Origin of the sequence: Granulicella sibirica, assembly GCF_004115155.1 — a bacterium.
Taxonomy (GTDB): Bacteria; Acidobacteriota; Terriglobia; order Terriglobales; family Acidobacteriaceae; genus Edaphobacter; species Edaphobacter sibiricus.
Window position 1 is genome coordinate 302817 of sequence record NZ_RDSM01000002.1, and the last position, 14705, is coordinate 317521.

Genomic DNA, 14705 nt, shown 5'->3' on the forward strand with positions numbered 1-14705 from the left:
TGCAAAAGTTATGCCTAAACTAACCCATAAGTGTTAGACGCTTCTGTTGAAAATCGGTCGCAAACCCAAAACTCCTCAGCCTTCGAGCTTCCCGTCCTTCAACCGGAGCATACGATCGCATCGTTCCGCAAACTCCTGGTTGTGCGTGACCAGAACGCTAGTCAGCCCATGATCCCGGTGAAGCCTCTGAATCAACCCGAAAACACTCTCTGCCGTCTTCCCGTCCAGATCCCCGGTAGGCTCATCCGCCAGCAGGATCTGCGGCTCCCCAACAAGAGCCCGCGCCAGGCTCACCCTCTGCTGCTCCCCACCGCTCAGCTCGCCTGAACGGTTCTCCAGCCGATCCCCGAGTCCCACCTCGCCAAGCCAAAGCCGCGCCCTGTCGAGAGCCGCCGCGCGCCCCATCCCCCGCGCCAGCAGAGGCATCGCCACGTTTTCCAGCGCCGAAAACTCCGGAAGCAGATAGTGGAACTGCCACACATACCCCACATCGTTATTCCGGAACTTCGCCGCCTCCGCCGCCGAGAACCGGCTCACCCGCCGATCTCCGCACCACACCTCGCCCTCCGTCGGCCGATCGAGTGCCGCCAGCAGGTGCAGCAGGGTGCTCTTGCCCGTGCCGCTCTCCCCCACGATCGCGACCATCTCGCCCGACCGGATCACCAACTCCAGATCCCGAAACAGCACGATCTCGCTCCCCGTCGCTCCAACCTTGGGATAGATCTTCGTCAGCCCCTCCGCTCGCATCACGACGCGCGCAGCCGCCACTCCATACAAAGGCTCCAGGTTCCCGAATCGCTCGCTCCCCTCCACAAGTTCACTCATTCCTCGACCGAGACCTTCCCGCCGTCGTCCTCGATCGCGTCCTCCGGCTTCGCCGCCGCTTTATGCTCCGCACGAAACGCAATCGCCATCCTGTTCCAAAGATTGATGCTCCCAATAGCCATCGTCAGATTCGTCAGATCAACCTCGGAGAAGTGCTCCCGCGCCGTCGCATATGCCTCGTCCGAAGCATGTCCATCCTGAATGTTCGTCACCACCTCGGTCCACGCAAACGCCGCCCGCTCCCGCTGGGTATAGGCATCCGACTCCCGCCACCTCGCAACGTCCGCGATCCGCCCTTCCGTCTCGTTATGCTTCTTCGCCTCATGCTGATGCATCCCGATGCAGTACTCGCACCCATTCATCAGCGAAGCCCGTAGTCGCACCAGCGCAAGTATCTCCGGCTCAAGCCCCGTCCCGGTATTCAGATGGTGCTCGACGGCCCGCATCGCCGCGATTCCCTCCGGCGCAAGCTCCGTGTACTTCAACCTCTGTGCCATAAGCCCTCAAAAACTACTCGTACCGCAAAGCCTCAGCTGGAAGCACCTTAGCCGCCGAGCGCGACGGATAAAGTGTAGCCAACAAACTCACCCCCAGGCTCACAGCCGCCACGATCACCGCGTCCAAAACCTTCGGCGCAAACGGCAGGTAGTCGATCGAGTACACCGAAGCATCCAGCCGGATAAACCGGTAGTGCCCCCCCGCCCAACTCGCCCCGTACCCCACTACCAGCCCAATCACCGTCCCCACCACGCTGATCAGCAGTCCCTGAAACAGGAAGATCCGCCTCACCTGCCGCTCCGTCACCCCAAAGCTCATCAGCACCGCGATATCTCGTGTCTTCTCCATCACCATCATGGTCAGCGCGATCAAGATATTCAACGCCGCCACGCACACAATCAGCGCCAGCACGATAAACGTGACCACCTGCTCCAGCTTGAGCGCCCGAAAGAGTTCTCGATTCTGCTCCATCCAGTTCGTTGTCTGAAAACCCGCCCCCGCCGCCGCCTCGATCGTCTTTCCAATCTCCGCCGCCTGGTAAAGATCCTTCACCTTGAAGCTGATGATCGAAATCAGATCCGGCTCGGAAAACAATCTCTGCGCATCCTTCAACCGCATGTAGCAGTAACTCGAGTCGTACTGGTAGAACCCCGAAGCGAAGATCCCCACCACCCGAAACCGTTCATACCTCGGCACGATCCCCAGCGGCGTCAGCTCTCCCTGCGGACTCGTTACCAGCACCGTATCCCCAACCCCCGCCCCGATCGACTCCCCAAGATCCTTCCCGATCACGATCGGCGCAATCGCCCGCGCATTCGGATCGGTGCTATCGGCCACCGCATCCGGCTCCAGTTCCCGCGCGCTTCCATCCCTCACGGCCCCCAGCAGATCGCTCACGGTCCTCTCGTCCGCCGGCAGAATGCCCTTGATCAAAGCCCCGCCACTTCTAGCTCCACGCGAAATCAACACCTGCCCATACAGCCCAGGAGCCGCCGCCACCACACCCTTCACCCCACGCAGCCGCGCCAGCAGAGGCTGCCAGTCCCGCATGCCATCTCCCGCCACCTTCATCAGGTCCACATGCGCCGTCGACCCCACCAGCCGGTCCTGCAGATCCCGCCGCATGCCATTCGTGATCGCCAGCGCAATGATCAGCGACGCCACCCCCGCCGCCACTCCAAGCACCGAGATCCCCGTCACCACCCCGACGACGGCCTGCCGCCGCTTCGCCCGCAGGTACCGCGCCGCTATAAAGAGTTCGAATCGCACCGTGTCCCCAGCCTACAATGTTCGACTTGCCACTTAGTGAAGCGCAACGTGCGGCAGGTTCCAGCCTCGCGTCACCGCCACCATCCGAAGCGCGAAGCACAGCACGCCGCCCAGGATCATCGCCCACGACTTCGACCGTCCGAACTTCAGCCCCAGCACCACCACCGTCGCCCCGGCCAGCGCGGCTACCGCATAGATATCCGCTCGCAGCACGTTCGGAACCCGCGCCAGCATCAGGTCCCGCAGCGTCCCACCCCCCACCCCGGTCAGCACCCCCATCAGCGTCGCGAGCAGGCCCGGGATCCTGTACTCGAGCGCCTTGGTCGCTCCAGCCACGGCACACAGCGCAAGACCAGCCGCGTCCAGCCCGATCATCAGGTGGATGGGTGCCTCAACGAACAGCGGGCTGAAGCAGATCACCGCGCCGCCGCCCGCGAGCGCCGTAGCCCCGTAGCGCCAGTCGCAAATCGCCTTTGGAGGAACCGCCCCGATCAGCAGATCGCGGATCAGGCCGCCGCCAAGCGCGGTCGCGAACGCCAGCACCAGCACCCCGAACACATCCAGTTGTGCCCGCACCGCGGCCAGCGCACCCTCGACCGCGAACACGAACACCCCCGTCAAATCGAAGACCAGCAGCGCCCGGTCTGTCACGTCCGCCGGCCACCAGTCCCTCATCTTCAATGCACAACCACCTTTTCCGACGCCACATTCTCAAACCGGTCATACACCCGAATCGCAAGCACATGCTCCGCCGGATCCGTAACACCCGCCGAAGAACCCCCAGCCAGTAGGTCCACCGGAACCGTGAACCGGTAGCTCTCCTTCAGACCATCCGACAACTTACCCACCGGCTCGACATACTGCCACGGACCCGCATCGAGCGAATACTCCGCATGTCCGATAGGCGACGTCGCATCCACCGCTTCGAACGAAGCCTCGATCGTCACCCTGCCCCCAATCGGCCGCGCACCCGCCGCCGACACCGCAGCCTTCAGCACCGACACCACCGGAGCAGTCGTATCCACGACAAACACCCCGCTCACCCGCTCGCCCGTCATCGTCTCCTGGTCCGTGTGCGATGGCCCATCGCTCGCTACCACCTTCAGCACATACGGCCCATCGGGAAGAGTCACGGCGTCAAAGCTATAGAAGCGATCCGAGATCTTGTCCTTGATCAGCCTGAAATTCTTCTCTCCCACACCCCGGCACCACACCGCGAACATCATGTCGTCTCCGTTGTCGTCGTGGGCGCTCCACCGCACCGTCAGTGCAGTCCGGTCCTTCTGACCCGTCAGTGGACCCGTTCCTGCATCTCCCGTCGGAAGCGTGAATCCGGTTGCCATCCCGGTCGGCACGGGGGCAGGGAAGGCCACCTGCACGGTCGTGGACGCCGTCGCACCCGTCCCCGGAGCGATCCGCGCTCCCATCTGCACCGCAACATCGTCCACCACCGGCGCGACATTCCTTGGCAGATAGTTCAACCCGACCGCCTCGACTCCACTCTGCCTATTTCCCAAGTCGACCTTCCACTGCGCGTAGCGACCGTCCGGAACCTTACCCGCTCCTCCATCGAGCTTTATCCAGTCACTCCAACCCTCCACCGGGCTCGGAACATTGCCGACGCGGACAAACATCCCATAACCCGTCCCCTCAGCCCGAACCTCGGCACGCCCCCAATGCGTAAATCCACCCGCGTCGAAGACTTCGCTCGTGTACGTTGCCGTCTTTGCCACCCCACCCAGCCGGTAAAGCTTCCCACTGTTGCTCGTCCCGATCAGTAACCCGCCTCCAGCGACTGTCGCCAGCGCCGTTCCCTGCGAAGCCTCGAGATGGGCAATGTCCGCGTATCGTCCTGCCATCGCAAGATCCACCCGGTAGACGCGTCCGCGATTCCCCGTCGTCGCAATCAAGGCTCCGTCCCGAACCGCCAACCCATACACAACATCCTCCTTCAGGCTCAGCAGACGGGAAGGCGTGCCGTCGGCAGCAATCCGGTACAGCTCGCTCCCATCCGGAACGAGCGCACTTCCACTCACCGCGCCCGTAGAACTGGGCTGGACGAACGTCACCGTCACGCCCACCGCGCCCGTCACCGGCAATGGAGGCAGCGAAGTCCCCGTCTTGCTCCCGACGGCCGACACGTAGACATTCCCCGCCTCATCCTCGGCCAGCGCGGTCACCTCGCGCTGCGCCGCCGCATACATGGCAAAGGGCTTCGCTCCAGTCTGTCGCGGGTCCACCCGGTAGACGACTCCGCCGCCATCTGTTCCCGCCCACAGCATTCCTGTCCTGCTCATCAGCAGGCACCGGATATGCTGATCCGCCGTCTTGAACAGCAGCTCGGCCTTCCCACCGGTCACACGATACACCGCCGCAGGCGCCCCCGCCGCGACATAGACTTCGTCCCCTTTACCCACTGCAAGGTCCCAGAGATACTTCGACTTCTCCGCGGTAGCTGCCGGATCGAAGACCACCAGCGGTGGTCCGCCTTCCTTCGTCACCCGGTAAACCTTGCCATCCGGCGAGGTCGCGACATACACCGCCCCATCGCCGCCCACCCGCACCGACTGAACCCCAAGCTCCTTACCCTCGAAGATCTTCGTGGCTTTGCCGTCCACTCCAACCCGCATCACTGTCGCTGAACCGGAGACCGTTCCGCCCGTACCGAGATAAGCGTTTCCAGCCGCATCGCCAGCTACCGACCACACGTAATTGCCTGTCGTCGTGTAGATCAGAGACGTCGCCGGAGCGCTCTCCAGGCGCCCGTCGTTCCGGATCGCCACGCCATTCGTCGATCCGCGCTCGAGTTCCTCATACCGCCCAACCGTCCAGAGCTTCGTCCCTTGCGCCAGCGCGCTTCCGGAAGCCAAACCAAGTCCCACTAACCCTGCCGCAAGCACCGCGCACCGTCGCATCATCGTGACCCCGAGTCTAAACCCTGCCAAAATCTTGCTTCTCCCACAATAAAGACGGGCGAAGCCGAAGCCCCGCCCGCCCATCCTGCATCCCCGAAAGAATGTGTCTTTGCCGTTGCCTTTGCCCTTTGGGTTGCCGTTGCCCTTTGGTTGTCATTCCCGAAGGGAATCTGCGTTTGCCTTCCCGCCTAGTTCGTCAAAACCGCGCGATACCGCACCTGGTTTTTCTTCACCTTCGCGACTGCCTCGTTCGCAGCCGACATCGGGAATCGCTCCGTGATCGCCTTGATCCCATGCCGAGCCGCTACATCCAGCATCTCGTGCAGGTCGCGTGGGCTTCCCGTCGGGCTGCCGGAGATAGCCTTCTGTTGGAGAATCAGCGAGAAGGCCGAGATCGGCATCGGTGAAGGAGCCGCGCCTACCACGCACAACATGCCCTTCGGGCGAAGCGAAGCGATCAACCCGGCCCAATCCTGGTCCGCGCTCACCGTGCAGAGAAGGAAGTCGAAGCTTCCCGCTACCTTCTTCAGCGCGCCTGTATCCCGCGTATTGACGAAGTGGTGTGCTCCCAGCTTCTTCGCCTCCGCTTCCTTATCCTTCGAGGTCGAGAAGGCCGTCACCTCCGCGCCGAACGCACGCGCGAATTGCAACCCGATATGTCCGAGCCCGCCGATCCCGACAACGCCGACACGCGAAGAAGGCCGAACGCCGTGGTTCCGCAAGGGGCTATAAACCGTGATGCCGCCGCAGAGAAGCGGTGCCACGTTCTCGCTATCGAGCACAGCCGGAACCGGAATCGCAAACCGGCTGTTGACCCGCACATAGTCCGCGTAACCACCATGCCGCCCAACGCACGTCGGCTGGCTCTTCAGGCAGAGATGCTCCTCGCCCTGCCGGCACCACTCGCAAATCCCGCAGCTATCCGCCTGCCAGCCCACCCCGACCCGCTCACCCACGGTGCGGTCCTTGACACTCGAACCCACCGCTGTGATCGTCCCGACGATCTCGTGGCCCGGAATAAACGGGTATTTGCTGATACCCCAGTCGTTATCGATCAGGTGGATATCGCTGTGGCACACGCCACAGTGCGAGATTTTGATCGCAACGTCATTCGGCTTTAAATCACCGGCGTCGACCTTGAAGGGAAGCAGATGCGCGCCAGCCGCGTGGACGGCTAACCCATTGATATCATTCATGAAAGTCCCTGTTCCTTGGAGTCGCGCGATCTACCCGGCTGCGCGCCTGCATTCCTGATGCTACAACAGGAGAAGCCGAACTTCTCCCTTTCTTCGCTACCCATCTGGCAGAAATACGACAGAAGTATCAGCGAACCATCAGCGTCAGCACCTTCGATCCCGAAATAGCTTCCGGAACCTCCACCGAACCCGCCTCCGTAGCGCTCTCGCCCGTCAGTCGCATTTCGAGGCCATCCTTGAGCGGCTCCAATACGTTCGCCATCGAAAGCGGCACCGAGGCCATCGTGCTCGCAGGAAGCACCGCCTGCGCCGAATGTTCGAGCACCGTGACATACAGTCGATCGTTCGCATGCGACCGGTTGATCTGCGCCACCGTATCCGCCAACCCAAGCGGGTGCGGTGTCGTCGCGGTCGGCTGCAGCAGCCGGTCAAGCGTAGCCCCATCGCTGACCATCACCCTCAAGGGACCCGCCGTGGTTCCGGCCGGAACCTGCACCTGCATTCGCACCACACGCGTCTCCGCTTGGAAGGGCCGCACTGTTGTCTCCACTTCGACGGTCTCTCCCGCGCGAGCCTCCGTCCGTCCAAGCCTCGCGGTCTCGATCACCGCCGTCCGCCGCATCGGAACCGCTTCCACTTTTAGCCGGAGGCCCGTGATCACCGGCTGCTCCACCGCATTCTGATACACCCGGCTGAACCTCTCGCCCACGAACAGCGCCGCATTGATCGCCGCCGGGTTGAACTCGTTCTGCGCCATCTCCCCATCCATCGAGACCGGTGGCAACGCCTTCCCATCCATACCCGATACCGTCAGCTCACCCGACATGCGATAGCTGATCTCCGCCGCCGAGCTGTTCGTCCCCTGCAGCGCCTGGTATACCGAAACCAGCATCGTCGACGGCGTCAACTGCTTGTTATCCAGCACCTCGAAGTGTAATGTCCTGCTCTTGATCGAAGCCCCACCCGATCCCGCCACCTCGACCGTCACCGGAATCATCCGCGCCTTTGCCCCAAAGCGCCCAAGGATCGCCGAAGCCCGATCCTGCGTGAACGCCCCAACCGTCTCGGTCGCGTTCACAATCTTGAAGGCGTTCATCGGAGATGCCAGCGTCGCCAGCACATTCGCCTTCGTCATCGGGATATCGACCTGCCCATACTGTGTCAGCGGATGCCCACACGCCAGCAGTTGATTCGCATCCACATACGTCACCGTGCACGTCCCCGCAGCTGATAAATCCCCCCTTACCAGCACCGCGCTGACTGCCGACCCCGGCACCAGGGGCTCAGGCTGCTTGGCATCGCCATCCACCCCGCCCAATCCCGCCACCGGCGTCAGCCCCATCGCCTTGAACCGGTCCCCAAACCGGTCGATCGCCTCCTGCGAGAAGCCGCTGAACACCAGTGGTGTCTCCATCGGCTGCACCTGCATCCCGCCCGCATTCACCGGAGCCTTTGTTCCCGCCTCAGCCCCCGCACCCTGCCCATCCCGCACCTCGAACATCTGCTCGATCGGCGTGATCCCGGCAATCGGCTCCTTGCTGAACTGCCCGATCCGGTAGCTCACCGCCCCCAGCAGCCGCCCATCGACATATACCGGGCTGCCGCTCATCCCAGCCACAACGCCCGTATACTCTGGCTTCGTCCCCTTCAGCCTCGCCAGGATCATGTCCTGCCCCGGCCCGATCGCATCCTTGAGCACACCAAGAAGTTCAACGTCCATCGGCTCCGGGTTCACGCCTTCGAACACCGTGTACGCCACACCCATCATGCCGCGCTTCACATCCGCCAGCGGAAACACCGACATCCCCGCCGGAACCCCCGTCGGCCGCACCTCACCGTGCGGTGCCTGCGCTGAGACCGGCGAAGCACCCGCCCAACCGAAACAGCCGAGCGCGCAGCCCACCAGTAGCTCATGAAGCCAGGAATGTTTAATCACGTCTAAAAGATTAGCCCGTTTCCAGTCGTTCGACGCGTTGCCCCCGCTTATCTCTTGCCCCACCCGCAAACCGGAGTAAAGTTTCAGATGATGACCCCGACGACCCCGAAGATTCCCGACACCTCCAGGACCCCTCAGGCAGATACCCACCGCGATTCGAGCCTCTTCCCCGGCGCCGTCCATCTTCTCTCCGCGATCGGCCTCGGCCTCCTTCTCGCCGTCTCACCCATCCCCCGCGCCGGTGCGCAGCAGGGCGCTCCTCAAGCAACGGACCCCCAGAAGACAGCCCCTCCCAGCGCAGAACCCGAGCAGGGACCAACCACCGACGACGGCGGCATCGTCCTCCGCAAGAAAAAAGAACCCACCGAAGAACCCGAGCCGCCACCTGCTCCCGCCGAGCCCAAGGTCAAGAACCCCGACAACGCCACCTACTCCCTCCGCGTCGACGTGCCCATCGTCAACCTCGACGTCAACGTCATCCTCGACAAAACCCACCAGTTCATCCCCGGCCTGAAATCCGGAAACTTCCTCGTCCAGGAAGACGGCGTCGAGCAAAAGGTCGACAGCGTCCGCATCGTGCAGACCCCCATCACCGCCGTCATGCTCCTCGAATTCGCCGCCAACTCCTATTACTTCATCCGCGACATGCAGAACGCGTCCGAGAGCTTCTACCGGTCGCTCCGCCCCGAAGACTACATCGCCGTCATCACCTACGACCTCCGCACCCACATCGTCACCGACTTCACCAACAACAAGCAGACCGTCGGCCAGGCCATCCAGTCCCTCCAGATCCCCGGCTTCTCCGACACCAACATGTTCGACGCCCTCTACGAGACCCTCGACCGCGTCTCCCGCATCGAGGGCCGCAAGTACATCATCCTCATCGGAACCGGCCGCGACACCTTCTCCAAGCTCACCCTCGATAAGATCCTCGCCAAGGTCAAGGCCTCCCAGAACGTCACCATCTTCGCCATCGGCACCGGAGCCCTCGTTCGCGAACTCGCCGACTCCCGAGGTCGCATGGGAGGCATCCAGCGCATGGACTATCTCCAGGCCGAAAACCAGATGCGCACCTTCGCCAACATGACCGGCGGCCTCTACTTCAACCCGCTCTTCCAGGGCGCGCTCCCCGACATCTTCGCCCAGATCAACGACTCCATCCGCAACCAGTACCTCCTCACCTACAAGCCCACCAACAACAAGAACGACGGCACCTACCGCAAGATCAAGGTCACCCTCGTCGACCGCGAAGGCAAGCCCCTCCGCATGGCTGATGAAAAGGGTAAGCCCCTCAAGTACTCCGTTATCGCCCGCGATGGCTACAAGGCCAAGCAGGTCGTCGAATAGGGCGTTCGTACCTCCATTGACGCAGGTCGTCTACAACCTCCGGGTGTCGAAATGGTTCACGTGGCGACGTAGTCTGTGCGCATGACCCCCACGCTTCGTCAGCAAATAGACTTCGCCGTAGATAGCGCCGAGCAGAAACTCCAGACCAGGAAAGATCAGCCACAGCCCAATTCTCATCTCATCGAGAGCGAAGAGAGGGAGTTGAACGTTCTGAGGAAGAAGCAGACGCTGCTGGTCAAATAAGGCAAAGCAACCGGCACCGGAAGGGCTCACGGTAGGATCAGACAAGAGCCTCCGAAGCTCCCGCCTTCTTCCCATGCGCATCGCAAGCCTCCAGCCCTCGGTCACCCTCATCCTCGCGTCCCTTGGCCGTCTCGACGACCTTTGCGCTCACACGAAGTACTGCCTCGAAGCCCTCCCCGGACTCTCCGGCCATGCGGTCCTCAAGGACGCGTGGTCCGCCGACACCGCCGAACTCGAAGCCCTGCGCCCCGACCTCGTCATCGCCAGCATTCCTTACCGCCTCGAATCGCTGGCAGCGATCCTCAAGGCAGGCCTCCCCGTCCTCACCCTCGCACCCCACACCCTCGCCGATGTGGCCAACGACATCCGCCTCATCGCCTCCATCGTCCACGCCGATCCTGAGCCCCTCGTACACGCCTTCGAAGCCGCAATCGCCGATGTCCGCGCCCGCACCGCATCGTTGCCGAAGCCGCTCGTCTACTGCGAAGAGTGGGGCAAGCCCCTTATCCATTCCCAACACTGGGCGGCTGAACTCATCGAAGCCGCCGGCGGCCGTTTTCTCGGAGTCCCCGGCTTACACACCACGCCCGAAATCATCGCCGACGCGAAGCCCGACGTGCTTCTTTTCGCCTGGTGCGGAGCAGGGAATCGCGTGCCGCTCACCCGCGTTATCGATCAGCGCAACTGGCATTCCCTTGAAGCTGTGCGCCAGCGCCGCGTCTTCTGTATCCCGGACCGTCTCATCAACACACCCGCCCCAACGCTTCTCGAAGGCCTCGCGGATATAGCCCATTCATTGCACCCCGGTATCTTCTCAGCCGCTCCGGATTCCCAGATGATCCGGCTCGCGGACGCTGCAATCGCGGCAGGGCAGTAGTTCGCTTACCTACCTCGCCCGAGGCATCACGAGGTCGACATCTCGACCCGTCATCTGCTTGGTGAGCACAACGATCTGCCCGATATGCTGCTGCACATGTCCAACGACCTGGTAGATCGCCTCGAGCACAGTCACATCGATGTCCTGTGGATGAATCACCTGTGTCAGCCGCTCCGGCGCTACCGACGAGATCACGCTGCGCGCCTCCGCCATCGTCTCGGCAAACAGGCCGAGTAATTCCTCACGGGTCTTACCCCCGGTCGCCTGAAACTCCGCATCCCGCACCCGCACATCTGGAACGCCCGCTATTCCGTGCATGATCCATTGCCGGGCATTCCCGCACAGGTGCAGCACCAGGTTTCCGATGGCATTCTCGTGCGGTCCATGCTTCTCCCATATCTGCTCGTCGTTCAACCGGCCGAGACAGCCGGCTAGATGTTCCTGCATCGCGCTCAGCTTCCGGGTCGAATGGTCGAGGAATAACGCGCTAACCGAATCGCTCATTCGGGAATTTTAGCTTGATTATTTTGCGCTGATCTTACTTCTTCCTATACGCGTTCACAAAAGTATGTGTAGTCTGCCGACATACGAGGGCCGCAGGCTGCATCGCCCATGAAGACAGAGCAGAGAGAACAGACCAATCCCGGATTAGGGACAGGATATCTGCCTACGCTCGATGGATGGAGAGCAATCGCCATCCTCAGCGTCATCCTCTCCCACGACCGCATCGCTCACCTTGGGCGCTTCTCGAGTTCATGGTTCCGGGAGAGCGGCGGGAATCGCGGCGTCGAACTCTTCTTCGCCATCAGCGGTCTTCTGATCTGCTCGCGCCTCCTCCAGGAGGAGCGTCTGCGAGGAACGATCAGCCTGCGCGGCTTCTACATTCGTCGTCTCTGTCGCATCCAGCCGGCGGCCCTTCTCTTTCTCGCTATCGTCTCAATCCTCACGCTCCGGACAGTACTCACCCTTGCCCCCGGAGATCTTATCGCGTCGTTCCTGTTGGTCCGTAACTATCTTCCTCTCCACGCGGTCAACGACTCCTGGTACACCGGGCACTTCTGGTCTCTGTCCGTGGAAGAGCACTTCTATCTCCTCCTTCCCGCGTTCCTTTTGACGGTGGTGCGCTTCCGCCTCCTTATTCTGGGTTTGCTTGCTGTCGCCACCGAGTTATGGCGCGTCTTCGTCTATGGCCACCCTGCGCTGCAGTTCGGCCCGGTCTACACCTTCCATACGGACGTCGCCGTGGGAGCGATTCTCCTTGGTGCCTTCGCGGCTGTGCTGGTGGAACGTCCCGTATGGCGAGCCCGTTGCCTCCTCTGGCTTCGGCCTTCCGTGGCCATCGGCCTCTCCGCGCTCGTGTGGCTTCGTCTCGCCCTCCATCACAGTCGCATCGATCACGCAGCGCTGATCTTCACCCTGCCCATCCTGATCGTGAGCACCATGCTTCACCCCGAAAGCCTCCCGGGCCGCCTTCTCGAGTCCCGCCCCGTGCGTTTCGTCGGGCGCATCTCGTACAGCCTCTATCTCTGGCAGATGCTCTTCTTCACCTTCTACTACGCCCTGCAGCCTCCCGATTCCCGCATCCTCGCACTCGTCCAGCAGACGCCTCTTCGCTACGTTCTGGTCCTCGTCTTCGCCCTCGTCTCCTACTATCTCGTCGAGCGTCCCATGATCCGGCTTGGGCATCGCCTTGCCCGTCCCGCCCTGCCGGGCAGGGAAGTCCCCGGGTTGACTCCGCTCCCCTTCTTCTCGGAGCCGTCGTCCGGCCTGCTGACGGAAGAGACCGCCGGGAGGGCCGCATGACTTTCTGCCTTCACGCCTTCCCGGCCGTAGACCCCCCGCCGCCCCGTTCGCGTCCTTTCGCCTGGATGCGGTTCGCGCCCTGCCAGTCGTTTCTGCTTCGTCTCGTCGAGAGTCATCTGGCGAACGTCCAGCGTGTGCGCGGACTGCTCGAGAAGCTCCCGGCCTACCCTCGCCATCAGGTTCAGGACCTCTGGTTCGTCGAAGACCCTGCCAGTGACCTCGTCCTTCGTTACGGCATCGAGCCGGACACTCCCGTCCAGTACTTTATTCGGGTGGAAGATCAGCTCGACGACTTCCAGGCCCTTCACCTCGTGGCATCCGCCCCGATCGCTGAGCTGTGTGCCTCCATCCCGCGCGTGCCACCACCACCTCCAGGTTTCACCCCTCTCGCGGTAATAATCCTGCGAAAGCGTCTCGCAATGGAGGCCTCAAACGCGGATGGCAAGGACCCGAACGGCCAGTCCGTTGTCCACATTAGCCACACAACGCCCCACATCCTACCGTCACTTTCCAACCGGGAAGTAGGAGCATTTGCACAAAGCCACACCCTCAAAAGCCGATGCCACCCGGACATACAGCGAAGAGTCACCACAAAGCCCTGAAATCGCAGGTAAACCCCCAAGTTCTCCTTTAGACCCCTCCAATTGGTCCCACCAATACTTCAGTCATCAGCCGTGAAAGAGGGAGCGCGTAGAATCGTCTTCGGCGTCCCGGGTCGGCAAGCTGGACCTGCCGCCCGGAAAGGCACCACCATGAAGGCACTCGTCAAGAGCCGCGCCGAGCGCGGACTCTGGCTCGAAGAGGTTCCCGAGCCCGAAATTGGTATCAACGACGTCAAGATCCGCGTTCTCAAGACCGGAATCTGTGGCACAGACCTCCACATCTACGAGTGGGACGCCTGGGCCTCCAAGACCATCCCAATCGGCCTGACCATCGGCCACGAGTTTGTCGGCGAAGTCGTCGAGTTCGGCTCGAACGTCCCCGACCTCCACGTCGGCCAGATCGTCTCCGGCGAGGGCCACGTCGTCTGCGGACGATGCCGCAACTGCCTCGCCGGCCGCCGCCACCTCTGCGCCTTCACCGCCGGGGTCGGCGTCTCCCGCAACGGCTGCTTCGCCGAATACGTCGTCCTGCCCATGTCGAATATCTGGCAGCACGCCCACGGCATCCCCCTCGACATCGCCTCCATCTTTGACCCCTTTGGCAACGCCGTCCACACCGCTCTGGCCTTTCCGGTTCTCGGCGAAGATGTACTCGTTACCGGCGCAGGTCCCATCGGCATCATGGCCGCCGCAGTCGCAAGACACGCCGGAGCCCGCCACGTCGTCATCTCGGACCCGAACGAATACCGCCGCAATCTAGCCGAGAAGGTCGGCGTCACCCGCGCGATCAACCCGATCACGACAACCCTGAAAAGCACCGAAAAAGACCTGAATATGCACGAGGGATTCGACGTTGGCCTCGAAATGTCAGGAAATCCGCAGGCTTTCCGCGACATGATCGCCCATATGAGCCACGGCGCGAAGATTGCCATGCTCGGCATCCCGGCCGACCCCATCGCCATCGACTGGAACCAGGTCATCTTCAACCAGCTCACCCTCCGTGGCATCTACGGTCGCGAGATGTACGAGACCTGGTACAAGATGACGGTCATGCTCGAGTCTGGCCTCGACATCTCCGGAGTCATCACTCATCGGCTCAACTGGCGCGACTACGAAGAAGGCTTCGCCGCCATGCGTTCCGGCAACTCCGGCAAGGTCATCCTCGATTGGGCCGACGTGTCGTAAGCTGAAGAA

Annotated in this window: 14 protein-coding genes; 6 read left to right on the forward strand and 8 right to left on the reverse strand. The window is 62.3% G+C overall.

The genetic code is table 11. The features are described 5' to 3' along the window. Window positions 1-75: 75 nt before the first annotated feature. From GRAN_RS12190 to GRAN_RS12220, 7 genes are all read right to left on the reverse strand, one after another. On the reverse strand, window positions 76-825 hold the full coding sequence (locus GRAN_RS12190) for an ABC transporter ATP-binding protein (RefSeq protein ID WP_128913323.1): 750 nt from the start codon (window positions 823-825) through the stop codon (window positions 76-78). Then, on the reverse strand, window positions 822-1322 hold the full coding sequence (locus tag GRAN_RS12195; RefSeq protein ID WP_128913324.1) for a carboxymuconolactone decarboxylase family protein: 501 nt from the start codon (window positions 1320-1322) through the stop codon (window positions 822-824). The genes GRAN_RS12190 and GRAN_RS12195 overlap by 4 nt, the downstream gene beginning before the upstream one ends. 13 nt (window positions 1323-1335) lie before the next feature. Further along, window positions 1336-2592, reverse strand: coding sequence for an FtsX-like permease family protein (locus GRAN_RS12200; protein ID WP_128913325.1), 1257 nt, complete (start codon window positions 2590-2592; stop codon window positions 1336-1338). A 33-nt stretch (window positions 2593-2625) separates the two neighbouring features. Beyond that, a complete protein-coding gene (locus tag GRAN_RS12205; RefSeq protein WP_128914160.1) occupies window positions 2626-3267 on the reverse strand; it encodes a trimeric intracellular cation channel family protein in 642 nt (213 codons plus the stop codon). A gap of 2 nt (window positions 3268-3269) precedes the next feature. Continuing rightward, entirely contained in the window at window positions 3270-5510 is a 2241-nt protein-coding gene (locus tag GRAN_RS12210) for a ligand-binding sensor domain-containing protein (protein WP_241654530.1), read from the reverse strand. 185 nt (window positions 5511-5695) lie between these two features. Continuing rightward, entirely contained in the window at window positions 5696-6703 is a 1008-nt protein-coding gene (locus GRAN_RS12215; protein WP_128913326.1) for an NAD(P)-dependent alcohol dehydrogenase, read from the reverse strand. A 127-nt stretch (window positions 6704-6830) separates the two neighbouring features. Continuing rightward, window positions 6831-8606 (reverse strand): SpoIVB peptidase S55 domain-containing protein, encoded by a 1776-nt coding sequence (locus GRAN_RS12220; protein WP_241654531.1) that lies wholly within the window; start codon window positions 8604-8606, stop codon window positions 6831-6833. A gap of 120 nt (window positions 8607-8726) precedes the next feature. Here GRAN_RS12220 and GRAN_RS12225 point away from each other — a divergent pair, with 120 nt between their 5' ends. The 3 genes from GRAN_RS12225 to GRAN_RS12230 all read left to right on the forward strand — a co-directional run bounded on the left by GRAN_RS12225 (window position 8727) and on the right by GRAN_RS12230 (window position 11106). After that, window positions 8727-9986 carry a VWA domain-containing protein gene (locus GRAN_RS12225; RefSeq protein WP_241654532.1) on the forward strand — a complete coding sequence of 420 codons (1260 nt, stop codon included), beginning with the start codon at window positions 8727-8729 and terminating at the stop codon, window positions 9984-9986. Window positions 9987-10067: 81 nt separating this feature from the next. Next, window positions 10068-10229: a hypothetical protein gene (locus GRAN_RS25510; RefSeq protein WP_161570951.1), complete on the forward strand. Its 162-nt coding sequence runs from the start codon at window positions 10068-10070 to the stop codon at window positions 10227-10229. A 73-nt stretch (window positions 10230-10302) separates the two neighbouring features. Then, entirely contained in the window at window positions 10303-11106 is an 804-nt protein-coding gene (locus GRAN_RS12230) for an ABC transporter substrate-binding protein (RefSeq protein WP_128913327.1), read from the forward strand. Window positions 11107-11115: 9 nt separating this feature from the next. Here GRAN_RS12230 and GRAN_RS12235 read toward each other — a convergent pair whose 3' ends face one another. Beyond that, window positions 11116-11610: a DinB family protein gene (locus tag GRAN_RS12235; protein ID WP_128913328.1), complete on the reverse strand. Its 495-nt coding sequence runs from the start codon at window positions 11608-11610 to the stop codon at window positions 11116-11118. Between the two features lie 108 nt (window positions 11611-11718). Here GRAN_RS12235 and GRAN_RS12240 point away from each other — a divergent pair, with 108 nt between their 5' ends. The 3 genes from GRAN_RS12240 (at window position 11719) to tdh (ending at window position 14696) form a co-directional block, all read left to right on the forward strand. Beyond that, on the forward strand, window positions 11719-12909 hold the full coding sequence (locus GRAN_RS12240; RefSeq protein WP_128913329.1) for an acyltransferase family protein: 1191 nt from the start codon (window positions 11719-11721) through the stop codon (window positions 12907-12909). Next, window positions 12906-13511, forward strand: a complete 606-nt coding sequence (locus tag GRAN_RS12245; RefSeq protein ID WP_128913330.1) for a hypothetical protein — start codon at window positions 12906-12908, stop codon at window positions 13509-13511. Before GRAN_RS12240 ends, GRAN_RS12245 begins: the two co-directional genes overlap by 4 nt. 150 nt (window positions 13512-13661) lie before the next feature. Next, on the forward strand, window positions 13662-14696 hold the full coding sequence (tdh, locus tag GRAN_RS12250; protein ID WP_128913331.1) for an L-threonine 3-dehydrogenase: 1035 nt from the start codon (window positions 13662-13664) through the stop codon (window positions 14694-14696). Window positions 14697-14705 lie beyond the last annotated feature (9 nt).